Genomic DNA, 24,385 nt, shown 5'->3' with positions numbered 1-24,385 from the left:
GCTAAGTGGACAGAGCCTTTTCGGGCGCTTCGACCTGCCAGATCATGAACGCGTAGTCGAACGCGATCTCGTGCAGGAAATCGTAGCGTCCGGAAGCGCCTCCGTGACCTGCAGCCATATTGGTCTTCAGCAACAGCGGATTCGAGTCCGCTTTCAATGTCCGGAGTTTGGCGATGTATTTCGCAGGTTCCCAATACATCACCTGGCTGTCGTGGAAACTGGTCTTCACCAGCATCGCTGGATAAGCCTTGGGTTCGAGTTGATCGTAGGGCGAATACGAGAGCATGTAATCGTAAGCAGGTTTCTCGTTTGGATTGCCCCATTCTTCGTACTCGGGGACGGTCAAAGGCAGCGATGCGTCCAGCATTGTGTTGATCACGTCCACGAACGGAACCTTCGACACAACGGCCTTGAACAGGTCAGGACGCATGTTCACGACAGCGCCCATCAGCAAGCCGCCTGCGCTTCCGCCGCTGATGACCAACTTATCCGGCGATGTGTACTTCTCTGTGATTAGGTGTTCCGCAACGGCGATGAAGTCCGTGAAGGTGTTCTTCTTGTTCATCATTCGTCCATCGTCATGCCAAGGCTTGCCCAAGTCGCCGCCGCCGCGGATATGCGCGATGGCCACCGAGAATCCGCGATCCAACAGGCTAAGAGCGTTGGAGCTGAAGTTGATCGGATACGTGTAACCGTACGAACCGTAACCGTTCAGCAGCATCGGATGCGAACCGTCGCGGTTGAAGCCTTTTCGATAGACGATTGAGAGGGGCACTTTTACGCCGTCTTTGGCCGTGGCAAACAGGCGCTCGGAACGGTACAGAGATTTGTCGTATCCCGGAACTTCGATCTGCTTCCGTAGTTCTGACTGGCGCGTGTTCACGTCGTAGTCATAGACCGAGCTCGGCGTAACCATCGACTGGTAGCTGTAGCGATATTTCGTAGTCTGGAAGACGCGGTTCTGCGCTGGCTGTGCAGAATACGCGGGTTCCGGAAACTCAACCATCATCTCAGTGCGGGTGTCGAAGTGGATGATCCGGAATTGAGGCAGGCCTCTCTCGCGCTCGACCAGAACGTAGAAGTCCTGGAAGCAGTCGATCTCGGTCAGCATCACGTCTGCGCGATGCGGCATCACTTCATGCCAGTTCTCGCGGCTTGGCGAACCGATAGGCGCTGAGACGAGGCGGAAGTTGCGACCAGTGTCGTTCACGCGGATGTAGAACCGATCGCCGCGATGATCGACGTCGTATTCCTGATCCTGAACGCGCGGCGCAATCAGCGTCCAATCACCGTTGGGATTTGCGGCGCGAACGTAGTGCGATTCGCTGGTCGTGTGACTTCCAGTTTGGAGGATGATGAACTCGCGGCTGCGCGTGCGATACACACCAACGTTGAAGCGCTCATCGGCGTCTTCGTATACGAGAACGTCCTGTTCGACAGGTGTTCCAAGCACGTGACGATAGAGCTGGAAATGGCGCTTGGTCTGCTCGTCTTCCACGGTGTAGAAGATCGTCCGGTTGTCAGACGACCACGCAACCGATCCGGTTCGCAGCATGCGTTCGGGGAAGACTTCGCCAGTGGTGAGGTTCTTGATATGCAGCGTGTATTGGCGAAAGCCGGTGTTGTCGGTTGAGTAGGCAAGCAGGTTTCCGTCGTCGCTGACGTTCATCGCACCGATGCTCATGAACTTCTCGCCTTCGGCGAGTTGGTTCACGTCGAGCACGATCTGTTCAGTACCGTCGAGGCTCGGCTTGCGGCAGAAGATCGGATACTGTTTTCCGGCTTCGGTTCGCGCGTAGTAGAAGTAATTGCCTTCAGGATACGGAACTCCGATATCGGTTTCCTTGATGTGACCGACCATTTCGCGGTAGAGCGTTTGCTGCAGTTCGGTCGTGTGAGCCATCGCGATATCGGTGTAGACGTTCTCGGCGTCGAGATAGGCTTTCACTTCGGGATCGGGCTTGTTGCGGAGCCAGAAGTAGTCGTCAACACGGTTTTCGCCATGCACGATGTCGGTCTTCGGGACCTTCTTTGCGATGGGTGGTTTGCTGAGATCGGGAACTTTGCCAGAGGTCAAAATAGTCGTCATCTTCTCGTCATCTATTGTGTCATCTGGAAGCGGTTCGTGTCGCGTGGCGAAGTCCTCTACAATTCAAGGGTGATCAAGCAGGCAGCAGTGTCGGTAATTCGGACCTTGCGAGAGCATGGGCACGAAGCGTATCTCGTCGGAGGATGCGTTCGTGACTTGCTGCTCGGGCGAGAACCTGCGGATTACGACGTCGCGACCAGTGCAACTCCGAGAGAAGTAATGCGGATCTTTCCGGAGACATATGCAGTTGGAGCGCAGTTTGGCGTTGTGCTGGTTCCGACGGATGGACTGACCGCGAAAGACCTGGAAGATGCCGCGAAGCAGGATGCGATTGAATCCGCGGTGGAAGCGGCGAAGCACAAGGCGATCGAGGTCGCGACGTTCCGGAATGATGGCGTTTACAGCGACGGTCGACATCCGGACGAAGTGCGGTTCAGCAAGACTGCGCAGGAAGATGTTCAGCGGCGCGACTTCACGATCAACGGATTGCTGCTCGATCCGCTCGATGGCGATCGCGTGCTCGACTTTGTCGGCGGAAGATCTGATCTGCAAGCAGGAATCATTCGTACGATCGGAGAAGCTGAAAGGCGATTCGCCGAAGACAAACTACGGATGTTGCGAGCGGTTCGTTTTGCCGCGCGATTCGGATATGAGATCGAGCCGAAGACGATGTCGGCGATTCAGCGGCTTGCGCCGGAAATTCACCAGGTCAGCCGCGAACGTATTCGCGAAGAGCTGACGAAGATGCTGACTGAAGGTCGCGCGCGAAAAGCATTCCAATTGCTCGATGAATCGAAGTTGCTGCACGAAGTGCTGCCAGAAATCGAAAAAATGAAAGGTGTGGAACAGCCGCCGCAATACCATCCGGAAGGCGACGTATGGATTCATACGCTGCTGCTTCTGGAGAAGCTGCCCGAGGGCGTGTCGCGTACGTTGGCGTGGGGCGCGTTGCTGCATGATGTCGGCAAGCCTCCGACGTTCCGTCGTGCTCCGGACCGCATCCGGTTCGACCTTCACGTCGAGGTCGGGGTGGCGATGGCAAAAGAGATATGTCAGGGGCTGCGGATGTCGAACGACGACACCGAACAGATCCTTGCACTGGTGAACAACCACATGCGGTTCGCCGACGCGCCGAAGATGAAGGAGTCGACCTTCAAGCGCTTCATCCGGCTTCCGAATTTCGACGAGCACCTGGCACTGCACCGGATCGATTGCCTGAGCAGCCACGCCGACCTATCGCTATATGACTACGTTTCCACCAAGCGAGCCGAACTGCCGCCTGAGGCGATCAAGCCGGCGCCGTTGCTGACTGGCCGGGACCTGATCGCGATGGGGTACGAGCCGGGTCCGCTGTTCAAGGAGATGCTGGCGGCCGTGGAGGACCAGCAACTCGAGGGCACGCTTAGCAGCAGAGATAAGGCAATCGAGTTCGTAAAAGCGAATTATCCGGTCGCCAAGTAGAGGATAGGTGCCAGGAATAGCGGTTAGCAAAAAGCTTGCCTCACCAGGACACCCGGAGATTATGAGAAAGCAGGTGTCGGGTTACACCGGTCCATACCAACAGAGGTGACCCCCTCCCCCCCTGTTTTGCCTTCGTATAAGAAAACAAAGCGGTTACGCGAGCGTCGGGCTCTACATATATGATTCTAAAGGATTTATAAGTCCTTTGTTTTCATATATGGCCAATCTGTATATGAAAGCAAAGGGGTTACACGACGCATATATGAAAACAAAGGAGTTAGAAGAAGCAAGTTGTTAGTCATTAGTTGTTGGTCGTCGGCAAAATGCGTCTTCACCACCTACATTTTCAGGATAGCAATTTGGGTGGGGGCATCATGCCACGGTTTTGAAATTTATTTTGCGAGTGTTTTCAAGACTATGCGGGGAAATTGGCGTCGTGACCCCCTTGACATCTCTCACGAGGTCGGCGACTCGTGACACTTTTTAATGGTCCACGTCAAAAGGACATACCAGCTTGGGGGTAGACCGGTTGATTGGAAGAAGGATGCATGTTGCTGCCGCCGTAGTGTCGGTTCTGTACATTGCGGTGCAGTCGTTTCAGTGGTGGGTGTTTGCGAAGGTACCGGAGGGCAACGGCCTGGCCGGAGCGCTCGAGAGCGGGGCGCATCCGCTGAACGTGGCGAGATCGTGGCTGATGCTGTTGGCGATCTTCGGGCTGGTGTTCGTGTACTACACGGTGTGCCTGACCTTCGAGCGGCAGAACCGGGCCGGCGCGTGGCTGGCCTTCCTCGGGTTTTTCGTGTTCTTCCTGATGGAGATCACTCTGAGGAGCACGGAACTGTTCTATTTCCAGATCCAGTTGCCGGCGGAATTCCACGCGACGACGGACGCGGCGGTAAGGGCCAGCATGTTGCACTCCATGGAGGTGTTCCAGGGAATACAGCACGCGCTATATTTTCCGCTGATGATGGCGCCTACCTTGGGAAGCGTGATTGTGCTGACGGTGATTCCGCGCGTGTCGGTACACTGGCCGATCGCGGCAGCAATGGCGATCAACGCGTTGCGCGTGGCGCTGCGAATTGTCGGCGAGTACCTGGGTTGGAACGTGTTGAGCCCGGCGGTAATGACGTGGTCGTATCTGCCGCTGGTGTTCATGGTATGGGGACTGACGGCGTGGTGGCTGGTGAGGATGGCGCGCGGGGCGGATGCGGGATCGCGGGCGGCGGCGGCGTGAGCAGTGTCTTGCCCCTCCTATCGCTGCCGCGTTAGGAGAGGCACCCGGCGATCACCTTTCTCTCGTGAAAGCAATTGAGAAGGTCGTCCAGTAGCCTCGACTGTTATCTTTCTTTGACTGTTGCTTGACTACAATTGCGGTGCCGAGCTGCTTTGCCGCGAATTGGGCAAGGTATAGACCAAACCCTGCGCCCTCTTCCTCTTGCTTAACGGCAGCATCACTGCGAAAGAAAATTTCGAAAATCTTCTCGCGTTCGTCGTTCCGGATCTGCGGGCCGTACGATGACACTGACAGCTCTATTCTGTCCTCTGTCTCGCGAAACTCGACGATGACTTCTGACCCACGAGGAGCATACTTGAGCGCGTTGTCTATCAAAGTGTGGGGTATCACTGAAGACGCAATTTGGCTCCCTTTGACTTCTCCGTGACTCTCACCCACTACTTTGACCCGTACGTTCTTTTCGTCGAATGATGCCTGATAAATACGCAGATACTTAGTTACAAGCCCGTGAACGCGAAAAATAGTTTCATCTGTAACCAGCATTCGATCCGGATTCAGGAGAAGATATGCGGCCTGAAGCTTTTCTTCCATGAGAATAGTGGAGGCGTATATTGCTTTTTCTGATGGGAAGGCCCGGGACAGTTTCTGTTCAATTGTGTCGCCTGGATAACGATCAAGAACAACGTTAATATTCTGTCGCACTCTCGCTATGAACTGGCGATAGTCGTGCAAGTAGGAGAAGCTTCTTCTGATCTCGGGACGTAGGAGCTCCAGCAGGTCCTTTTCGAAACCCTTCTCTGCTCTATATTTCTCAATCAGAGCAGCTTTGCGATTCTCGATTTCATCTGTGAATTCCTTACTTATACTTCTGTAAACGCTCATCGCACGATGGATCTCGATCAAGGTAGTCTTGTTATAAGGATGTTCGCGAAAAGCTTTTTTCTGCGCGGCAGAGCTGATTGGCGGAACTAGAAATCCGTACGTGAGACACTGTGCGTCGAGCCACACGTAATTCACTCCGTATGAGCAAAGTTTGACCTCAAACGTTTTCTTCCGTTCACATTGGCGATCGCACGAATTGCACTGTCGTGGCGCGGGGAGTTGGAACCCTTCACGCCGCTTGCCAGCGACTTTGTGGGGAAAGGGAAAGAACGTCAGAGCTAATTTTTCCATAAGGACGCTATGCTAACTGCAATCTGCACCACAGAAATCGCATTGGAAACTGCCTGAGAATTCACTACCCGAGATTCCAAAAACTTTCTTAGCATGTTGGGCTTATTTCGAAGGATTGCGTCTTGAGCTACCTTTTCGAGCTTCTGCACGTCATCGATGACTCCAACAATCGTCTTGATTCGTCCAAGATAGAAACCAAGGGAGAACCGCTGCTGCAGCAACTCATCAACCTTCCTCTTAAAATCAACGTAGTCGGAACTCTTGCTCAGAACAGCATCTGCAAGGCGAAAAAACTCTTGATATTTCAAGGGCCAATCAGCACTGGAGTAGGCAATAATGACCAGAGCTGGAGCCGATTGGCGCAAATGACGAAGTATGCCTAGCCCTTGCTCGTTAGATTGCTGTCGACCAACACCTTGGAGATCGAGTAGCAACAGGTCGAAGTAGCCCGACTCTAGCTTGGAGAGATCGTCGACGTCAGCCCACTTCTCTAACGTATATCCATCTTTCTCAAATAGAGACTGATAGGGGAAATCATTATCGTCGATCACGAGAAGCCTCGCTCTCTTCTTTACCTCCTCTAGAGGTATGTCAGGCCAAGTCGGTTTTGAGAAAAGCACAGATCGTTTCCTTTCTGGAGCAAAAGCCAACTGAACCGCTGCGTCAGTCTTTTCGCGATCCCTTTAGAGCTTCACTCCGACATCACTTTTCTTTCACAGGGCGTTTTGATGCGAACACAACAACGGCACAACCTTTTTGTGGCGCCGTTGTCTCTTGCGCCCGAAACTTGTGTTCCGAGCCAGAGATTGTTGGCCGGTGTCGTGAAGGGGGAATACACGCTTATAACACAAAAGGTAATTGCTGCAACAAAGAATCACCTAACTTTCCGGTTTTGGAACTAACCACCTAACCCCACCGATCACTGGCGCAATTGGACGATGTCCCGAGGGCCGTTGTGGTGAAGGGATTACTTCACCTCGCTCCACTCGACGTCGAACTTAACTTTCGGCACGGCTAAAGCCGTGCCCTGTGAAAACTGCTTTGGGGCCGGCTACCCAGGGCTTCCGCCCTGGGCTAAAGTCGAGATACGAAACCCATCAACCATTGATACGGAATCCATCAATAGTCGAGATGCGGGAAGCATCAATGATCGAGATGCGAGACTCATCGATGTCGAGATGCGGAATCCATGCTCGAGATACGACACCCCACCAACAATCGAGATCGGGGCCATCAATCTTTGGACTTTGGGTGCTGCAGAAGCACGTCTTTGTCGGTAACGGTGATGGTGGTGAGGTCATCGGCGACGACGACGCGGCCCGGGTAGATGCGACGGACGGCGTCGGCAATGCCCTCGGGCGCGAGGTAGTGATAGATGACGCCGAGGCGGGGCTTGATTTCGGCAAAGACACGGGCGGCGTCTTCGGCGGAGGCGATGCCACGCTTTTCCGGGGGCGCGGGGTTCTTCGCGTCGGGAAGCCATGCGGCGTGCATGACGACGTCGGCGCCTTTCGCAAACTTGACCAGGTTGGCCGAATAGCGGGTATCGCCGGAGACGATGACGGAGCGGTTGTGGTAATCGATGCGGTATCCGAACGCGGGCTTGAGTTGGCGGTGATCGACGAGAAACGCGGTGACGCGGAGGGCGCCTTGCTCGTAGACGAGGCCTTCGTGGATCTCAGAGGTGCGAAACTGCGCGCCTTCGGCGGGGAGCGAGCGCGAGGCGACGTCGGCGGAGAACGCTTTCGTTAGTGCGGCGGTCATGGAGAGAGAGCCGGGCGGTCCGTAGACGGGGAGCGGAGTGGTGCGTCCGAAGAGCCAGGCGGTAAGCAAGAGATCGGGCAGCGAGGCGAAGTGGTCGTAATGCAGGTGGGTGAGGAAGACGGCGCGGATGTGGTCGGCCGAAACTCCGGCCTGCTTGAGGCGAGTGACGGCGCCACGGCCGACGTCGAAGAGGAGGTTGGCGTCGGGGGTTTGAACGAGGATGGAGGCGCCGAAGCGGTCGGGATCGGGGTCAGGGACACCGGTGCCGAGCAGGGTGACCTTGAGCGGGCGATCCTGGCTTTGGGCCGAGACTGCGAGTGCGCAACAAAGTAAAAGAGCAAGAAGAAAGAATTTCATGCGTTGCCATCCCGGGAATCATGGTAGCGCAGCGGTTAGGCGAAAGTGAAAAAGCCTGGCCGAAGCCAGGCTCTTCCATCACCTCCGGTCCGGAACGAAACCGTTCCGTACCCAGAGCTTGCTGTCCGGCGTCGTTCGGCCGGAGAAATCGATCGATATGTCGCCTCGCGTGGCGTGAGTCCCGGCGCGATGGTGGTCGCGGTAGGGATTCCTCCACCTCGCTACGCTCGGCGTCGGAATGACAAACAAACGCTGACAGGGCTTCGCCCTGTCAGCTACAAAAACTCTAGCTACATCCGCTTGTCGAGCCGCAGGACATGCAGCGGTAGCACGAACCGTTGCGCGTCATGATGGCTCCGCAGTTGTGACAGCTAGGCGCATCGCCCATGTCAACGAGGTCTTTCAGGGCGTCGCTGGCGTGGTGATAAGTCGTCGGCTTTCGGTTGTCGGTCGTTGGTGCAACCGGTTCCGTAGCGGCCGGCGCATCATCGATCGCCGGAGCCGCGGCTGTCTGCTTGGGGCCGTAGGCGGCGAAGAGTTCGCCCTGCTGTCCGTTGATGAAGCGGAGTTCGAGCCAGCGGAAGAGGTAATCCATCATCGAGCTGGCGTAGTTGATGTCGGGATTGCCGGTCCAGCCACTGGGCTCGAAGCGCGTGTGCTTGAACTTCTCGCAGAGCAGCTTCAACGGCACACCGTGCTGGAGCGCGATGGAGATCGCGGTGGCGAAGCAGTCCATGACACCGGAGACGGTGGAGCCTTCCTTGGCCATGGTGATGAAGATTTCGCCGGGCATTCCGTCCGGATAAAGGCCGACGGTGATGTAGCCCTCGTGGTTACCGACCTTGAACTTGTGCGTGTACGACGCACGCTCGGCGGGCAGACGATGGCGCATCGCCATGGGCGGACGCTGGGCGTTGTACTCGTCGATGGGCGAGTCGAGGATGCGGCGGACTTCGGCGTCGACGAGTGCCTTCACGTCCTCGGCGGAGGGCTTGAGGGCGAGCTTCGCGTTGTTGGCGTCGGCGGTCTTGGTACCGGCGGCGGAGAGAGGCTGCGACTTCTTGCATCCGTCGCGGTAGACGGCCACGGCCTTGAGGCCGTTCTTCCATGCCTGGAGGTAGGCTTCGGCGATGTCGTCGATGGAGGCGTTCTCGGGCAGGTTGACGGTCTTCGAGATGGCGCCGGAGATGAACGGCTGCGTGGCGGCCATCATGAGCAGGTGTCCCATGTAATGGATGGAACGCGTGCCCTTGGCCGGCTTGAAGGAGCAGTCGAAAACGGCGAGGTGCTCGGGCTTGATGTGCGGCGCGCCTTCGATGGTGCCGGTGGCGTCGATGTAGCTGACGATGGCGTTGGCCTGATCTTCGGTGTAGCCGAGTTTGAACAGCGCGGCCGGAACCGTGTTGTTGACGATCTTGATCATGCCGCCGCCGACCAACTTCTTGTACTTCACGAGGGCGAGATCGGGCTCGATGCCGGTGGTGTCGCAGTCCATCATGAAGCCGATGGTGCCGGTGGGCGCGAGCACGGTGACCTGCGAGTTGCGGTATCCGAACTTCTCGCCATGAGCGAGGGCTTCATCCCAGGTGGCCTTGGAGCCGTCGAGGAGGGCAGCCGGAACGTTGTTCTTGTTGATGTTGTTCACCGACGCGCGGTGCATACGGATGACGTCGAGGAACGGCTCGCGGTTGTAGTAGAAGCCGGGGCACGCGCCACCTGTGATGGCTGACGGATTGGCCTTGAGCAGGTCACTGGCGGGCTCAAGCGGCGGGCACTGCTCGGCGATGACCGAGGACTGCTTGTAGGCTTCGCCGCACATGATGGCGGTGACGCAGGCGGCGTAGTCGCGTCCGGCATCGGAGTCGTAGGGCAGGCCGCTGGCCATGAGCAGGGCGCCGAGGTTTGCGTAGCCGAGTCCGAGCGGACGGTAGTCGTGCGAGTTGCGTCCGATGTTCTCGGTGGGGTAACCGGCGGCGTCGACGAGGATCTCCTGCGCGGTGATGGTGATGTCGACGGCGTAACGGAAGGCTTCCACGTCAAAGGTGCCGTTGGGCGCGAACTTCATGAGGTTCAGCGACGCCAGGTTGCAGGCGGAGTCGTCGAGGAACATGTATTCCGAGCAAGGATTGCTGGCGTTGATCCGAGCGGTGTTCTTCGAGGTATGCCACCGGTTGATGGTGGTGTCGAACTGCATGCCGGGGTCGCCGCAACGCCAGGTGGCGTCGGCGATCCTGGTGAGCAACTCCTTCGCCATGAACTTCTGCATCACCTTGCGGTCTTTCACGCCGCGGGTCCAGAATTCGTCGTCTTTCTCGACGGCCTGCATGAAGTCGTCGGTCACGCGGACGGAGTTGTTGGCGTTCTGGAAGAAGATGGAGGAATAGGCGTCGGAGTCGGGACCGGAGCCGTCATAGCCGGCGTCGATGAGCGCCCAGGCTTTGGCTTCTTCCTTCGACTTGCACTCGATGAAGTCGACAATGTCGGGATGGTCGATGTTCAGGATGACCATCTTGGCGGCGCGACGGGTCTTGCCGCCGGACTTGATGACGCCGGCAAAGGCGTCGAAGCCCTTCATGAAGCTGAGCGGGCCAGAGGCGGTGCCGCCACCGGAAAGCTTTTCCATGCTGCCGCGAATCGGCGAGAGGTTGGTACCAGTGCCGGATCCCCACTTGAAGAGCATGCCTTCGGTCTTCGCCAGGGTGAGGATGGATTCCATCGTGTCCTGAATGGAATTGATGAAGCAGGCCGAGCACTGCGGGTGGCTGTAGCCAGTGCGCTCGAAAACAACGGTCTTCAGGTTCGGGAGCCAATGCCATGTGCCGGCGTCGGAATGCGGCTCCAGGCGGTGGCAGCCGACGTTGAACCAGACGGGCGAGTTGAAGGCCATCATCTGGTGAACGAGGATGTAGACCAGTTCGTCGTGGAAGATTTTAGCGTCTTCGTCGGTGCGGAAGTAACCGCCCGCGGTGCCCCAATCGCGGATGGTTTCGGCGACGCGAGTGATGAGGGAACGAACGCCAGACTCACGCTCGGGGGTGCCGATGCGTCCGTGAAGGTATTTGCTGGCCACGATGTTGGTGGCCGTCATGGACCAGTCTTTCGGGGTTTCAACGTTTTCCTGGCGGAAGATGTCGTTGCCCTTGGAGTCGGTGATGGAGGCGGTACGGGTTTCCCACTCGACGGTGGAGTAGGGATCGACACCTGCCTTGGTGAAGTAGCGACGGAACTGGAGACCCGGATGTTTCTTCTTATCGACTGCTGGTTTTGGGCTCGACGCGACTTCGGCGGCGGCGTCGGTATTCGCTACTGTGGTGGTTTTTACTTCCGACATGGACTGGTCTCCTTCAGACACGGCAAAAAAGGTTAATGCGACCTTCGCTCCCGGAATCGTGGTTCCGAGTTCACGCGTAAGCGAGCGCGAAGGCAAAAATCTGGGCGTACAGCAAAGATCACTTTCTGGTGAAGCCAGTGCCGGAACTCCGGCTTGAGACCAGGCTTGCGTCCCCTCCCCCGCAGGCTCGAGCAGCTTCCTGTGGAAGTTCCTTCACAAGCTTGGGATGCTGAAATTACGCCTGTATGTTGGGCGTGTCAAGACCCATGTACTACCTATTGTAGTTCAATTACTTATCCGGGGCGATTCTTGTCCAAAACGGCACTTGACACAAGGTGCCATTTTGAGCGTTGCCACGAGCTTGTCTGGCTTTGGGCTGGGTGGGCCGGGACAGGCGAGTTCAGAGTAAGTGTGGTGCGGGATGGGGTCAATTACCCGAATCCGGTGCAAGTGTGGAAAGGGTGGAAAACGAGGACTTTAGGGCATCGTGACAGCGTGTATTTCTTAGCTGCGATTCCCGAAATGGTCATACAAAATTCCTATGCGACTAATAGATAACTTCTAATACGGCGTTCACATTTCTGGCTCACAATACAAACATGGACTTCGACCAACTCATAAGCTTCATTGCAGTGGCGGAATTGGGGAATTTTTCGCGGGCGGCGGAAAAAGTTCTGCGTTCGCAGCCGGCCATCAGCGCGCAGATACGAAAGCTCGAGGAGGAAAACGGCGCCAAGCTGTTTGACCGCACAAAGAAACTGGTCACGTTGACGCCGGCGGGGGAACTTTTTCTGGATTACGCCAAGCAGATGATTGCCTTGCGGCAGGAATCGCTGCAAGTGGTGGCGGATTCGGGGTCAGATGTACGTGGAGTGCTTTCGATCGGGGCAAACGAGACGACTTTCCTGCATGTATTGCCGGGCCTGCTTTCGCGGTATCACACGCAGTTTCCCGAGGTGCGAATCAGCGTATATCGCAATTTCAGCCACAAAGTGCTGCAAAAGGTGGAGGACAACGAACTCGAGTTGGGTGTGGTAACGATGCCAGTTCGTTCGAGCACGCTGATCGTGACTCCAATTTACCGGGATCCGCTGGTCTGGATCGCAGCTTCGAGCAGTGAGATCGCCAAGCGGAAGGCATGGACGACATCGGAAGTCGCACAACAGGACCTGATCCTGCATAAGATGGGCTCGCTGCGGAGAATCATGGAGAAGCAGTTGCGCCCGTTCCGTCCACAGTTGAAGGTGACGATGGAGTTGACCAGCGCGGAAATGGTGAAGAAGTTCGTGAGCGCCGGACTGGGCATATCAATGATCTGCGAGAGCTTCGTGCAGGAAGAAGTAAAAGAGGGGAAGATCAAGATCCTGCGGACAGATGCGGCACCGATTTACCGCGAACTGGGACTGGTCTATCGAGAAGGACGGAGCTTGTCTCGGGCGGCAAAGCGCTTCGTGCTGATGGCTATGGAAGGGGCGCCGAAGGAGCGCGACTTTACTAACCTCAGAGCACCGGTGTTGGTGGAGCAAGAGGTCTAGCGGGCGGCTTCCCTTCGCGTTCTTACGCAGCGTCGGAGACGAGGGTAAACGACGCTACTGCTTCTCGCAGCATGGAAGCGAGAATATCTGACAGGTGCTTGAGATCGGGCACCAGGCTGCTGACATCCACGGCCAGCAGGTTGTTCTGAACACACTCGAGTACCGCATTGCAGAAGAGGCGATGCTCTTCCACCAGAAGAGGCGCCGAGTATCCCTGCCTGAAGCGCGCCTGCCCGTGAGCAGCGCTCAATTCCACGAGATCGGGGAGCAGTTCGGTCCTGCCATTCTCGAGCTGGAGTGCCAGCGCCTCGACGAAACTCAATGCGTTCTGGCGGCATTCTTCTTCACTCAAATGAACACGGGGCAAATGCAGAATGCGGAGTTCCCTGTCGACGATGGTATCCACCAGCGCCTGGGCATTTTCGAGAAGGATGGCAGAGACACGCTTGGGCACAATCGGCCGATGAGGCGCGCGATGGTTTAAACGAGCTTCGATCGCTTTGACGAGTTTCTCGGCGCCAGCGGGCTTGATGAGGTAGTCGTCGACCTGGCTTCGAATTGCCTGAAGCGCCGTTTCAAACGCAGGATACCCGGTGAGGATGAGCGTTACACAGTTGGGCTGGGTGCGACGCATGGCGCTCACGACGGTGAAGCCATCACCGGGACTACCGATGTTGAGGTCGGAGATAAGCACGTCAAATTTCTCGGAGGCGATGGCCTGTAGCGCTTCGCCAACCGTTCCAGCGGATGTGACCTGGAATCCATGCAGACGGAGAATTGCCGGCAGTGACGCGCGAATGTTGGGCTCGTCGTCGACAAACAGGATTCGCACCTTGTCTGTGATGACGCACCTCCGGGCAACAGAGTGATTGGATGCTGAATTCAGCTCAGTCGGACAAAGAATGAAACCTTAGAAATGAAAGCGGGGAGCTTTGAATGGGATCTGGACAACAGCTTCGAGCTCGACGGCTTCGCCGTTTTTCGTGCCGGGGCGGAATTTCCAACGGGTCAGAGCAAGCCGGGCACTCTCGTTGAGCTTCTCCTGGACACCTTTGATGACTCGGACGTCGCCTACTGTGCCGTCTTTGTGAATGACGGCGTAGAGGATGACAGTGCCTTCCACTCCGTCACGCATAAGTTCAGCCGGATAAGCGGGATCAACCTTGGTCATCGCAACCGGAGCACTGATTGCCGCGCCACTCCGTTCCTGGCCCAGTTCGGCGAAGCGGATGATCCAGCTTCCACCAGAAGAAGTGAGGTTCGGCATATTGAGAGCGAGGGTGTAGACCTTTTTCGTCCCGAATACGCGGCCCTCAATCTTTGGCATCTCCGGTGCGCTGGAGCCTGAGCGGGTATCGCGGGGAATTTCCCCGATCCGAGGCGGCCGTGCGGAAGCACTCAAGACTTCTCGAGCCGCGTCCGCGAAAGAGGGGGTTGGGCGCTTTTCGGGATTGGGAGCCGATACCACGACGGATCCCGGGGCCGGAGCACCGGGAGTATTTGCGATGGAAATGCCGCTCGGCAATTGGCTGTTGGACTTCCCTGCTCCTCCGGAGCTTCCGGTTCCAGATCCTCCGGGCCCCGTGCCGCCAGCTTTAATCTCGGGCGTGCCGGGAGCGTCGGGTTTGCCTTCGGGGCCGACTTCGAACTCACCGGAACGGCGTCCGGGCGGAATGCGAAGGGGCCCGTTCGGCACAACGGGATTGACGTTCAGAGCAATGAACTGCCCCGCATCGGGCCCGCTTTTGATTCCGCCGACGGGATTGATCGGTGGAGCGCCGCCTGCGGCAGCAGATCCTCCGCGAGTGGGTTGGCTCCTGCCAACGGGCCCTTTACTGGGAGCGAGTTGAATTGCACGCTGCTCCGCGACTTCGAATTTCGGTGCGGAGACGGTAGGCGTCATGTGGCCGATATTCATGGTCCCCAGATTACGAGATAGGTTCGCGTCGGGTGGCGGCCCGATAACGGACGGCGTTGGGGCATTCATGGAACGCTGGTTCAGACGGGCCAGGTCAGCAGATGGAGGCGGACCGATGATTCCGGTTGGCGCATTCAGCTTGTGAGTTGAGTCGAAGCTGGCAGCGTCCGGCGGAGGTGGAATGATCTTCGGCCCCACACTGGACAGTGCGGATTTTGAAAGGTCGGGGGAATAGGTCTCGGGTGGCGGCGCAATGATGGAATTCGGCAGATTGGGCATGCGAATCTGCGAGACGTCACGATGGGCAAGAGCGGTCGGCACGCCAGGGACAGGTGTCCACGCGACGATATTGGGCAGAGGGATGTTCGATGGCAGCTTCACATCAGGCGCGGAAATGATGGTCTGCTCGCGGTTATCGGGGTTACGCGGCAAAGAAATGATGTGTTGCCTGGCGAGTTTGGGCTGCCCTTTGCGCGGCGCTGGCGCAGGTTCGCTTCCGGTCTCAAGCGGCGGAAGGTATTCCGAAAGATCGTACTTCACGATGGTGCGAAGTTGGACTCTGGGCTGCCGCAGGTACCATTTCGTCCACGCATCGGTAAGGCCATAAATGGCCAGAATCACAAAGATGTGCGCAAAAGCAGATTGGCGAACGCGGCTCCAGGGAATGCCGCGAGCCACGAAGACGTCGTCCCAAAACTGCGCCGGGGCGTAGCGGTACCAGTAACGAGGCTGCCGGCGAAGGTGAAGAAAGTCCACCATGTTTCCGAAGAAAACGCGGTGCCAGGGAGGGAGTTCGATGAGCAAATGGAGGTCCGGCAGTTCTGCCTCAAGAGGGAGAAAGCCTTGGATTTCACGCGGGGTGGACGCCATTTGTCACCAGTGAAGTGTATTAGGAATTATAGAGCAGCTTTGGCCGGGTAATTCTCAGGACAATACCCGACCTATAACGAGAGAGTAAGGTGCAGATGCCAATGGTAACCAGCAAATTCCGTGCTCTAATGTGAGAAGAAGGTCCCATTGATGAAGACAGCACTGATACTGCTAATGATGGCAGCGACAGCCCTCTGCTTTGCGCAAACTCAACCCCAAGACAAGCCGCCCGCCGAGGCTAAACCCGGAACGGAAGAGGATATCTCGGGGATGTACACCTTTCTTTCCGATGGGGAGTTCCTGCAAATCGACGTGGAGGATGGGACGAGAGTGACGGGGTTCATCTCCCGCTATGGAGAAGAAGACAGTGATAAAGGCGCCTTCCTCGACCATCTCATAAAGGAAGGCGAACTAAAGGGGGACCAACTGCACTTCGTCACAAAGACCGTACACGGCGTCTGGTACGAGTTTAACGGCACGGTTGTCACCGATTCCAAGAAGGTGAAAGGCGAAGAAGGATACCGTACGCTCAAGGGCAAGTTGACCGTGACAAGCGAAACGAAGAAATCCACCACGAAGTCGCGCGAGGTGGAACTGAAATCCATGCCGATGGAAGACATGGTGATCCGGCGCTAGCTGGATTCGAACTGCTGCTAGCGCTTCACATCGGGCGAATTCGGATAGCCGGCAGGATGTACCGAGCCACCGAAACGTGACTCGATCTTCTGTGGTTCGTCGCCGAAGGTTCCCGTTCGAGGCAAGTCGGTCATGCTGGTGCCGGGTCCGGGTTGCGAGATTCCGGTTCTCACCGCGTTCTGTACTCCTGCGGGCCTGGATTCAACGGAAGCCTTGAACTGTCGCAGGACTTTCTCAATCAGCCCTTCCATGTGACCAGTCATCGACGACATAAATGGACGCATCACTCGTGAAGGCGGCGCGTAGTTCATGGTGACGTGAACGATGGTGTTGTCCCCGAGCGGCGAGAAGGTGATTCGCCCCGTGTGCTTGGGTCCATTGATGGATTTCCATCCGATTGCCTGATTTTGAATGAACTGCTCGGTGAGAGCGTGCCACTCGACGATTCGGCCGCCGAGGTTCACGCGCCAATGCGAGCGGTTGCCGAAGTTGCGAATGTTGGCGATGTGGTCAGAAACGCGAGGCAGGCGATCCCAATCAGTCCAGGCCTCGAAGACTTCCTCGACGGGGCGTCCGATCTGAACGCTTTTCTCCAGACGAATGATGCGGCTGGCTCCGGCACGGCCTAGTATTTGTGGCAGCAGAATGGCAACAGCACCAGCAGCAGCACCAACTCCAAATCCCGTCCAGAAATTCTGATTACGCGACATCGAAATCGTCTCCGTGAGTGAGTATCGTCCCTTGGCTTGGAACAGTGTCGCAAGAGCAGGGTTGCCAAGAGAACACGAGTGGAAGGATTGGCGTCAAAGCATGCAGAGGGATATGTGAAGCGAACGGAAGTTGTGCTTTCCAAGCTGCTGAAAGGAGCGACGGCAGGAGCGATTGGCGGGTTGCTCGGGTCGTGGTGCATGTCGCTGTTCGCGGGAGCGTTCGATCGACTCGTGCTGAAAGAAAGGCCGCGACCATTCCTGGTGAAAGGCAGCAAGTTGGCGATGAATGCCAGCCCACAGGAATGGGATTCAACGGTGGTGGTGGCAAGTGAGTTCAGCCGGCGGGTTCTTGGACGCGAATTAACGCGACAGCAACGGGCGCTCGGAGCCACTGCTGTCCATTACGCGATGGGAGCTGGGTTAGGAGCTGCGTATGGCGCCGCGAATGAAGTGGCACCGATCACAAAAGCAGGAGCGGGGCTCGGGTTCGGAATTGGGCTGTGGCTGGTCGCATTCGAGTACCTGATGCCTAAGTTTGGCCTGACGCGCCACCGCGAAGAGTACAGCAAAGCCATGCACGCGGATTCAGCGGGAGAACACGTGGTTTTCGGTATGACAACAGAGCTGGTGCGTTCGGCGATCAGGAGACAACTCTGATGCACGGCGGCGTTCGGATTGGAACTTCGGGATGGCACTACAAGCATTGGTGTGGCCCCTTTTATGACCCGAAGCTGCCGGGCGCCAAGATGCTGGAGGTGTACTACCAGCATTTCGATACCGTCGAGATCAACAACAGCTTTTACCGGCTGCCGACAGAGGCTGCGTTTCGGAGCTGGCGGGAAGCGACTCCGACGAACTTCTGCTTCGCCGTGAAAGGTTCGCGGTTCATCACTCACATGAAGAAATTGAAGGACCCGGAAAACGCGCTGGAGAACCTGATTCCGAGGGCCGAGGAACTGAAGGAGAAGCTGGGACCCATTCTGTTTCAGCTTCCTCCAAAGTGGGGCATGAATCCGGAGCGGCTGGAGGAGTTTCTTGCAGCACTGCCGAAGCGGCATCGGTATGCCATCGAGTTTCGGGAACACTCGTGGCACACAGACCGCGTGTACGAGATCCTGCGTCGCCATAATGCGGCATTCTGCATTTTCGAGCTAAATGGCAGGCACTCGCCGCTTGAGGTTACGGCGGACTGGACGTATGTGCGGCTGCATGGGCCGGGTGGTCCTTACCAAGGGAGTTACTCGGGGGAACGTTTGGAAGAGTGGGCGTCGTGGATCCATGAACAACGGGGCAGGCTGAAGGCGGTGTTTGCGTACTTCGATAACGACCAGGCTGCTTACGCCGTCCAGAACGCATTGGAGTTGAAGGCGCTGGTACGACGGCTCGAGGAGCGCCGCGCGGCGTAATCGAGCGTAGCCGTTGCGCATTTGTTCGCTCTCGCATCACAGCATCAGGAGTGGGAGATGGCGAAGAAGAGCAGTCCGAAGAAGTCCGGATCAGGAGAGACACAGGAGAAGAAGAAGGCGCGGGTGCATGAGTTCCCGCATCGGAGAACGACGGAAGGACCCGTCCAGGAACCAGAACCTCCGTACATGAAGAAGAAGCTGGAGAAGCCCGGGCTGCGGAGATGGAGCCGCGCCCGCGGTTCCGGGGCGAAGAATACAAGCCAGCAGGAAAACTGAAAGGGAAGGTGGCGCTTATCACGGGCGGCGATTCGGGGATTGGCCGGGCGGTGGCCACTCTGTACGCCAGAGAGGGTGCTGATGTGGCTATTGTTTACTTGCCCGAAGAACAAAGCGACGCTGAAGAGACACAAGCGGCAGTGGAAGGGGCTGGCCGCAGATGCCTACTGATTGAAGGTGACGTCGGCGATCCGAATTTCTGCCGAGAGGCCGTGGAGAACACGGTCGAGGAGTTCGGGAAGTTGGACATCCTGGTCAATAATGCTGCGTTTCAGAACAGCCAGGAGAGCATTGAGAAGATCACCGAGCAGCAGTGGGACCACACGTTTCGGACGAACATCTACGGCTACTTCCACATGGCAAAAGCCGCAATTCCCCACCTGAAGCCGGGTAGCGCCATCATTAATACAGGGTCGATCACCGGGTTGCAGGGCAACAAGGACCTACTGGATTACTCGTCTACGAAGGGCGCGATCCACGCGTTCACGAAGACTCTGGCTCAGCAGATGGTGGAAAGAGGGATAAGGGTCAATTGCGTTGCACCGGGCCCGATCTGGACGCCTCTGGTGGCGAGCGACTTTGATCCGGAGGAGACGGCCAAACACGGCAAGAACACGCCGATGGGAAGGGCCGGCCAACCTGAGGAAGTGGCACCGGCGTATGTATTCTTCGCGTCGGAGGCGGATTCGAGCTATATCACGGGCGAAGTTTTGACGCTGCTCGGAGGAAAAACCACGGCAGCTTAGAGGTTCGGAGGACACCGCTGTCACAAACGGGGATTGCTGGTAGAATTTCGCGTACTGATAACGATATCCATCTGGAGAGCGACACGTGAAAGGTGATGCGAAAGTTCTGGCAGTCCTGCAAGAAGTGCTGAAAGCTGAATTGACGGCCATCAACCAATACTTCCTTCATGCCGAGATGTGCGAGAACTGGGGTTATGAGCGGCTCGCGAACTACGTCCGAAAAGAATCCATCGACGAGATGAAGCACGCGGAGAAGTTGATGGAGCGGATTCTGTATCTCGACGGGACGCCGAACATGAGCGATTACTTCAAAATCAATATCGGCGGCTCGGTGGAACAACAATTCAAGAACGACTTGCAGGTGGAGTACGACGCCGTGAAGCGGCTGAACGATGGCGTTCACGTCTGCTCCGCGGCGAACGATGCCGGGTCGCGCGAACTGCTGGAACACATCCTGGTGGATGAAGAACACCATATCGACTGGCTCGAAGCGCAACTGGAGTTGATCAAGCAGATGGGGATCCAGAACTACCTGGCGCAGCAGATGGGCGAAGGCGAAGACTAAAGCATTCCAAGCTTGCAAAGCCCGGCCCACGAGGTCGGGCTTTTGTTTTGCGTTTGCGCCGCATGGGACGGCCCTGATTAGAACTGCTGGTACAATGGAACGAAGCCACATCCCTTCTCAGCGGAGAGATGGCCGAGTGGCTGAAGGCGCACGCTTGGAAAGCGTGTATAGGGGAAACTCTATCGAGGGTTCGAATCCCTCTCTCTCCGCCAGTACTTTCAACTACTTAACTCGGCCTGCAATCCACCTGCAATCCACTTAGAGCAGTCCACTTAGAGCGAGTTCCGCGACTCTCGAACCAGCTTGCTCCATCTCTCCGGTTACAACGTCACCGTAAACATTAAGAGTCGTTCTAATGTCCGTGTGACGCATCATGCGTTGCTGCACTGCTATAGGAGTACCGACGGCATCAAGCCAACTCCGGTAGGTATGTCGGAAAGTGTGAGTTCCCAGCTTTCCCAGTTCCGCTGCCTTGGCTGCCTTTTGGAGTTCCAGCCAGAACCAAGGATAGGAATAAGGCAGTCGGCCCAGTTCCACTGGACTCGCAAACACCCAATCAGTGTCCCCTGAAAACTGGGTACGTTGTCGCCATACTTGGAATACCTCTAGAAGTGAAGCATCAATACTCATTGGCTTCCGAGACGCGATGGTTTTTACATCATCAACGTTCTGCATCACGATGGCTCTCTGTATGTGCAGCTTTCCTCGTAGCCAGTCAATATCGCCCCACTTGAGAGCCAGCAACTCAGAGACTCGTAAGCCGAAACATACTGCCACCTGAGCCATCGTTCGAAGCGGCTCTCCCGAGTGTTGAATTAGCCTCTGGAATTCTTCAACGGTTAGGCTTCTTGGTTGCCTCGTCCGATTCGTCGCGCCTCGCACTACTACTAGCTCTATCGGATTGCGCGAAATCTCCATCAACCCAGACCACATAGCGAAGTCAACAAGTATCCGAAGCATTGCACGGATATGCGCTTTGCTCTTCGAAGACAAGGTCAGATGCCGCAGCCAAAGCTCAACTGCACGCGGCTGTAGCTCCGTTACTCCTTTGCTGCCCCACTCAGGAATGATGTAGTTCCGCAACCATGAACGGTACATTCTGGCTGTCGAAAACCGGGATGGTATTCGCTCTGACTCATACCGTTCGGCAAGTGCCTTAACTGTCGGCGTTGTGGTTGTTGGCACATCCAGTGACCGCCGGAATGGTTCTGCCACTCTCCACGCTGCGGCCTTTGTCGGAAGTTCCGACTCCGGCCCCAGTAGCTTTGAGCGACGTTGACCGTTCTCACGCCAGAGAAAATGCCAAGTTTTGCTGCGTTTGTTAAACACTACACTTCCATTCTGATGCCGTGCTCGTTTCAATCCATCCTCCCGAGCACGGACGGCAGAGCAGAATGTAACACAGGAGTTCCTAGCAGTGATGCGTCTAGGTCAGCTCTGAGATACCGCCAGACCTTCCTTTGGGTGCCAGACAGCGCATAGCCTCTAATTTTTCCTAAGCGAGTCCATAGCAGTAACGTTCGCACTTTTACACGCAAATGCTGCGCGGCTTCTTCAGCCGTCAGCCATTCGATATTCATCAGGTGCTTAAACATCTCCTCGTTTTTTGGTTCCGTTGCCGACGAGAACCACTTGGGAAGAATTGCTATACAGTCGTCCCGAACACTCGAAAAAATAGAAAAAGACGCCCTTAGTTGTCCTCTGGAACGGCTCAGAGAGAATCTTTTCCTCTGCGCTACCTTAGCCAGTGGAAGTTGTGCAGGTCACCGATTCGATTATGAGTTCCGTAATTGTTAGACAACCTCCACACAGTGAAAAATTGTCAGGGCTACCGACGCGGTATGTCGTTTTCTTACTCCGACCATGCATCATCACCCTCTGTGAACCGTTTCCAGCCGCGAATTGACGCACACGCGCATGTTCACTGCCTAACTTCACATCTCGACAGATACATTTCCACTAACGTTAACGCTATACACTCCAGTCACTTAGCAGTTGTGAGTGTTCATCCATCCATCTGCCAGTTCGTTTTCCACTTGACGCACATCACCGCTCGGGCATCTTTGAAGGACGTTGCAGTCGTTAAGCAACGAATACGAGAAGAGGCAAAGGAGCGATATGAGCGATTCGTTAGTGATGGACGGCTCAGAAGCCGTCGCACAGTGTGCAAGCTGCTCAGAGACGGTGCCAGTGGCCTTACTGAGCGAATGTGTGACGTGTCACTCCAAGTTCTGCGGTCTGGTAGTGAACAACTGCAAAGCAATTTGTGCTTGTGACTTGGCAGTGATGCTCACGGCTGAGTCAATGGCGGTGAACTGAATCCTCTGGGGACGTTCACTAATCCGGACGTTCCCAGTGGCCTAACAAAAACGGGTAGCGATTTCACGTTCAATCCATCACGAACTTTCAACGATTTACAGACGCCATCATTCGCAGTAACAAAACGACCGTTTTAGATACGAGGTTCAACCCTATGAGAATCGCCATTTATAGCCGCGTTAGCACTGACGGACAGGATGCAACAAACCAACTTCGTCAATTGAGACAGCACTGCGAAGCTCAGGGCTGGCAGATAGTCCAAGAATACGTTGACGTTGCCAGTGGAGGCCGTGCAGACCGCGAACAACTACAGGCGATGCTCAGAGACGCTGGTAAACGTCGCTTTGAGGCCGTTCTGGTTTGGGCGTTAGACCGTCTCACCAGAGAAGGGCCATTAGCAGCCCTCACGTACCTGCAACGACTGTCTAGCGTCGGTGTGAAGTTCACCAGCTACAGCGAACCATATATCTCCACCATTGGGCCGCTCGGTGACGGAATCATCGCCCTGCTCAGTTGCTTCGCCAAAATGGAGAAAGACAGGCTGCGCGAGCGAACGCTTGCAGGGCTTGCCCGTGCCAAGGCCCAGGGCCGCGTAGGTGGCCGTCCAAAGTCCCTGCGTGACCATCACAGGGCAGAGATTGCAGCCCTGCGGGAGTCCGGTGCCACGTTCAAACAAATCGCTGAGAAGTTCGGCGTATGCGAGTTGACCATTCGCCGGACACTCGCGTAGTTGGCGATACAAGTTCAACGGCTCAGGTCGTATGCACTCAATGTGCAGGGCGTTCATTGACAACCTAGGTTGTTTAACGGTCTGCGCTTCTAGTGGCCTTTTTTCTCCAATTGAAGCGCAGACCGCATTTTTGCACCTCTATCCGGCGACATTCACCGCTGGAGAAATACGGTCGTCTGCTAGACGTGTGCAAGGGTCAATAGCTGTACGTTCCGGTACGCCCATTTTGACCAACTTCCGCACATCTCGCCTATCGTCCTTATGGAATCCCAAAGACGGCTCAACGGCTGCGGAATCTTGTTGCTGCACAGTGTGCAGCGAAATGTGATGGGCCAGCGAAGGATGGCACCAGCCCATCGTGTTTACGCTCACCGTCACACGTCGGGAGCGTTCGGACAGCGGAAGGGAGAATACTTTGCTGCCCCAATTCCTGTTAGAGCGTGGGATTCTTCTTTGCCTGCTGTTCAATGATTGCCTTACGACGAAGTTCCGCGTCCTCAGCAGCTTTCTTTCGCAGTAGGTCGGCCATGAACGCTTCGCCTCCGAATTCGCTCAAACAACGTGCTTGGTCGGTAAGACTGAGGCTTTTGTATTCAGCATAGGAATCTGGCCGTTTGAGTCCAATCGACTTGAGTTGTGCCTGTACGCTCTCCTGCTTCGATTGCAGACGTTCGGCCAATAGCTCTTGAGCACGTTTCTCGCTGTCCTCGCTTAATCGTTCCGTGAAATGCTCCACAAGGAACTGACGGCCCTGTTCGGACTCGTTCAGCTTGTTCCGTAGCTCCTCAATCTGAACCTGTAAATCCTGTATTGTTGGTTCCATCCATTAGTCCTTTATCGGTAATTCAATTTCCCGTTGGAGACTACCTCACGCCAGCTACAGGTCACAGGGCCGCGTTTAGGAGTCTTAGCTGTAGGTTGTTCTTTACGCGGCTTCCTGATGCTGCCGCTAATTTCTTTCTGAGTTGGTTTCTTCAATGGCATTCATTTCTCCGATGAGCTTTGCCGCTATGTCAGCGTCTACGATTTCCGTTGCGCGTTTCCGCAGACGGGCATAGATGCGAGGATTACGTTCCCTGAGATATGCCCTCGTCAACTGGCGAAGTACATCTTGGATTTTTCGTTCGCGGGTCTTTCTGTCCAAACTGTCTCCAAAAGCGAATAGCCGACACACTAATGTCGGCTTCGAGTACGCTTAGAATTTGTGGGGATTGCGGGAAGTGAAGAAAGGAATATTCCCCTTCTTCCATCATTCTAACTACTAT

Annotated in this window: 21 protein-coding genes and 1 tRNA gene; 11 read left to right on the top strand and 11 right to left on the bottom strand. The window is 56.1% G+C overall.

Annotated features, from left to right (window positions below):
* Position 1 precedes the first annotated feature (1 nt).
* Positions 2-2,089 carry a S9 family peptidase gene (locus VN577_16205; GenBank protein HWR16367.1) on the bottom strand — a complete coding sequence of 696 codons (2,088 nt, stop codon included), beginning with the start codon at positions 2,087-2,089 and terminating at the stop codon, positions 2-4.
* 36 nt (positions 2,090-2,125) lie between these two features.
* On the opposite strand from VN577_16205, the gene VN577_16200 reads away from it, so the two are divergent.
* Together VN577_16200 and VN577_16195 are read left to right on the top strand one after the other, a co-directional pair.
* On the top strand, positions 2,126-3,550 hold the full coding sequence (locus tag VN577_16200; protein HWR16366.1) for a CCA tRNA nucleotidyltransferase: 1,425 nt from the start codon (positions 2,126-2,128) through the stop codon (positions 3,548-3,550).
* A gap of 544 nt (positions 3,551-4,094) precedes the next feature.
* On the top strand, positions 4,095-4,784 hold the full coding sequence (locus VN577_16195; GenBank protein HWR16365.1) for a hypothetical protein: 690 nt from the start codon (positions 4,095-4,097) through the stop codon (positions 4,782-4,784).
* Between the two features lie 51 nt (positions 4,785-4,835).
* Here the strand turns inward: VN577_16195 and VN577_16190 are convergent, their stop codons facing one another.
* The 4 genes from VN577_16190 to VN577_16175 all read right to left on the bottom strand — a co-directional run bounded on the left by VN577_16190 (position 4,836) and on the right by VN577_16175 (position 11,409).
* Positions 4,836-5,792, bottom strand: coding sequence for a sensor histidine kinase (locus VN577_16190; protein HWR16364.1), 957 nt, complete (start codon positions 5,790-5,792; stop codon positions 4,836-4,838).
* A gap of 152 nt (positions 5,793-5,944) precedes the next feature.
* On the bottom strand, positions 5,945-6,508 hold the full coding sequence (locus VN577_16185; GenBank protein ID HWR16363.1) for a hypothetical protein: 564 nt from the start codon (positions 6,506-6,508) through the stop codon (positions 5,945-5,947).
* 682 nt (positions 6,509-7,190) lie between these two features.
* Positions 7,191-8,078 (bottom strand): MBL fold metallo-hydrolase, encoded by an 888-nt coding sequence (locus tag VN577_16180; GenBank protein ID HWR16362.1) that lies wholly within the window; start codon positions 8,076-8,078, stop codon positions 7,191-7,193.
* A gap of 286 nt (positions 8,079-8,364) precedes the next feature.
* Positions 8,365-11,409, bottom strand: a complete 3,045-nt coding sequence (locus tag VN577_16175) for a vitamin B12-dependent ribonucleotide reductase (protein HWR16361.1) — start codon at positions 11,407-11,409, stop codon at positions 8,365-8,367.
* A gap of 599 nt (positions 11,410-12,008) precedes the next feature.
* On the opposite strand from VN577_16175, the gene VN577_16170 reads away from it, so the two are divergent.
* Positions 12,009-12,944 (top strand): LysR family transcriptional regulator, encoded by a 936-nt coding sequence (locus VN577_16170; protein HWR16360.1) that lies wholly within the window; start codon positions 12,009-12,011, stop codon positions 12,942-12,944.
* 22 nt (positions 12,945-12,966) lie between these two features.
* Here the strand turns inward: VN577_16170 and VN577_16165 are convergent, their stop codons facing one another.
* Positions 12,967-13,776: a response regulator gene (locus VN577_16165; GenBank protein HWR16359.1), complete on the bottom strand. Its 810-nt coding sequence runs from the start codon at positions 13,774-13,776 to the stop codon at positions 12,967-12,969.
* A gap of 78 nt (positions 13,777-13,854) precedes the next feature.
* Entirely contained in the window at positions 13,855-15,732 is a 1,878-nt protein-coding gene (locus VN577_16160) for a TonB family protein (GenBank protein HWR16358.1), read from the bottom strand.
* A 150-nt stretch (positions 15,733-15,882) separates the two neighbouring features.
* On the opposite strand from VN577_16160, the gene VN577_16155 reads away from it, so the two are divergent.
* Positions 15,883-16,368, top strand: coding sequence for a hypothetical protein (locus tag VN577_16155; GenBank protein HWR16357.1), 486 nt, complete (start codon positions 15,883-15,885; stop codon positions 16,366-16,368).
* A gap of 17 nt (positions 16,369-16,385) precedes the next feature.
* Here the strand turns inward: VN577_16155 and VN577_16150 are convergent, their stop codons facing one another.
* Positions 16,386-17,078 carry an SRPBCC family protein gene (locus tag VN577_16150; GenBank protein HWR16356.1) on the bottom strand — a complete coding sequence of 231 codons (693 nt, stop codon included), beginning with the start codon at positions 17,076-17,078 and terminating at the stop codon, positions 16,386-16,388.
* A gap of 114 nt (positions 17,079-17,192) precedes the next feature.
* On the opposite strand from VN577_16150, the gene VN577_16145 reads away from it, so the two are divergent.
* From VN577_16145 to VN577_16120, 6 genes are all read left to right on the top strand, one after another.
* Positions 17,193-17,735 (top strand): DUF1440 domain-containing protein, encoded by a 543-nt coding sequence (locus VN577_16145; GenBank protein ID HWR16355.1) that lies wholly within the window; start codon positions 17,193-17,195, stop codon positions 17,733-17,735.
* Positions 17,735-18,484: a DUF72 domain-containing protein gene (locus VN577_16140; GenBank protein HWR16354.1), complete on the top strand. Its 750-nt coding sequence runs from the start codon at positions 17,735-17,737 to the stop codon at positions 18,482-18,484. Before VN577_16145 ends, VN577_16140 begins: the two co-directional genes overlap by 1 nt.
* Positions 18,485-18,541: 57 nt before the next feature.
* Positions 18,542-18,760, top strand: coding sequence for a hypothetical protein (locus tag VN577_16135; protein ID HWR16353.1), 219 nt, complete (start codon positions 18,542-18,544; stop codon positions 18,758-18,760).
* On the top strand, positions 18,706-19,506 hold the full coding sequence (locus VN577_16130; GenBank protein HWR16352.1) for an SDR family oxidoreductase: 801 nt from the start codon (positions 18,706-18,708) through the stop codon (positions 19,504-19,506). Before VN577_16135 ends, VN577_16130 begins: the two co-directional genes overlap by 55 nt.
* 85 nt (positions 19,507-19,591) lie before the next feature.
* Positions 19,592-20,071: a bacterioferritin gene (gene bfr / locus VN577_16125; GenBank protein ID HWR16351.1), complete on the top strand. Its 480-nt coding sequence runs from the start codon at positions 19,592-19,594 to the stop codon at positions 20,069-20,071.
* A gap of 122 nt (positions 20,072-20,193) precedes the next feature.
* Positions 20,194-20,283, top strand: a tRNA-Ser gene (locus VN577_16120).
* Between the two features lie 46 nt (positions 20,284-20,329).
* Here the strand turns inward: VN577_16120 and VN577_16115 are convergent.
* Positions 20,330-20,989: a site-specific integrase gene (locus VN577_16115; protein HWR16350.1), complete on the bottom strand. Its 660-nt coding sequence runs from the start codon at positions 20,987-20,989 to the stop codon at positions 20,330-20,332.
* A gap of 1,555 nt (positions 20,990-22,544) precedes the next feature.
* Here VN577_16115 and VN577_16110 point away from each other — a divergent pair.
* Positions 22,545-23,120, top strand: coding sequence for a recombinase family protein (locus tag VN577_16110; GenBank protein HWR16349.1), 576 nt, complete (start codon positions 22,545-22,547; stop codon positions 23,118-23,120).
* Between the two features lie 433 nt (positions 23,121-23,553).
* Here the strand turns inward: VN577_16110 and VN577_16105 are convergent, their stop codons facing one another.
* Positions 23,554-23,943, bottom strand: coding sequence for a hypothetical protein (locus VN577_16105; GenBank protein HWR16348.1), 390 nt, complete (start codon positions 23,941-23,943; stop codon positions 23,554-23,556).
* Between the two features lie 126 nt (positions 23,944-24,069).
* The gene (locus VN577_16100; GenBank protein HWR16347.1) at positions 24,070-24,264 is read right to left on the bottom strand and encodes a hypothetical protein; all 195 of its coding nucleotides are present in this window, start codon (positions 24,262-24,264) and stop codon (positions 24,070-24,072) included.
* Positions 24,265-24,385: the final 121 nt, after the last annotated feature.

Source organism: Terriglobales bacterium, assembly GCA_035561515.1.
Taxonomy (GTDB): domain Bacteria; phylum Acidobacteriota; class Terriglobia; order Terriglobales; family Acidobacteriaceae; genus DATMXP01.
This window is presented reverse-complemented; position numbering and strand designations above follow the sequence as displayed.

Excerpts from the sequence above, each read along its gene's own strand:
- VN577_16205 (HWR16367.1), bottom strand. The coding sequence starts at position 2,089 with ATGACGACTATTTTGACCTCTGGCAAAGTTCCCGATCTCAGCAAACCA.
- VN577_16195 (HWR16365.1), top strand. The coding sequence starts at position 4,095 with ATGCATGTTGCTGCCGCCGTAGTGTCGGTTCTGTACATTGCGGTGCAG.
- VN577_16180 (HWR16362.1), bottom strand. The coding sequence starts at position 8,078 with ATGAAATTCTTTCTTCTTGCTCTTTTACTTTGTTGCGCACTCGCAGTC.
- VN577_16175 (HWR16361.1), bottom strand. The coding sequence starts at position 11,409 with ATGTCGGAAGTAAAAACCACCACAGTAGCGAATACCGACGCCGCCGCC.
- VN577_16170 (HWR16360.1), top strand. The coding sequence starts at position 12,009 with ATGGACTTCGACCAACTCATAAGCTTCATTGCAGTGGCGGAATTGGGG.
- VN577_16160 (HWR16358.1), bottom strand. The coding sequence starts at position 15,732 with ATGGCGTCCACCCCGCGTGAAATCCAAGGCTTTCTCCCTCTTGAGGCA.
- VN577_16155 (HWR16357.1), top strand. The coding sequence starts at position 15,883 with ATGAAGACAGCACTGATACTGCTAATGATGGCAGCGACAGCCCTCTGC.
- VN577_16150 (HWR16356.1), bottom strand. The coding sequence starts at position 17,078 with ATGTCGCGTAATCAGAATTTCTGGACGGGATTTGGAGTTGGTGCTGCT.
- VN577_16140 (HWR16354.1), top strand. The coding sequence starts at position 17,735 with ATGCACGGCGGCGTTCGGATTGGAACTTCGGGATGGCACTACAAGCAT.
- VN577_16135 (HWR16353.1), top strand. The coding sequence starts at position 18,542 with ATGGCGAAGAAGAGCAGTCCGAAGAAGTCCGGATCAGGAGAGACACAG.
- VN577_16130 (HWR16352.1), top strand. The coding sequence starts at position 18,706 with ATGGAGCCGCGCCCGCGGTTCCGGGGCGAAGAATACAAGCCAGCAGGA.
- VN577_16115 (HWR16350.1), bottom strand. The coding sequence starts at position 20,989 with ATGGAGATTTCGCGCAATCCGATAGAGCTAGTAGTAGTGCGAGGCGCG.
- VN577_16110 (HWR16349.1), top strand. The coding sequence starts at position 22,545 with ATGAGAATCGCCATTTATAGCCGCGTTAGCACTGACGGACAGGATGCA.
- VN577_16105 (HWR16348.1), bottom strand. The coding sequence starts at position 23,943 with ATGGAACCAACAATACAGGATTTACAGGTTCAGATTGAGGAGCTACGG.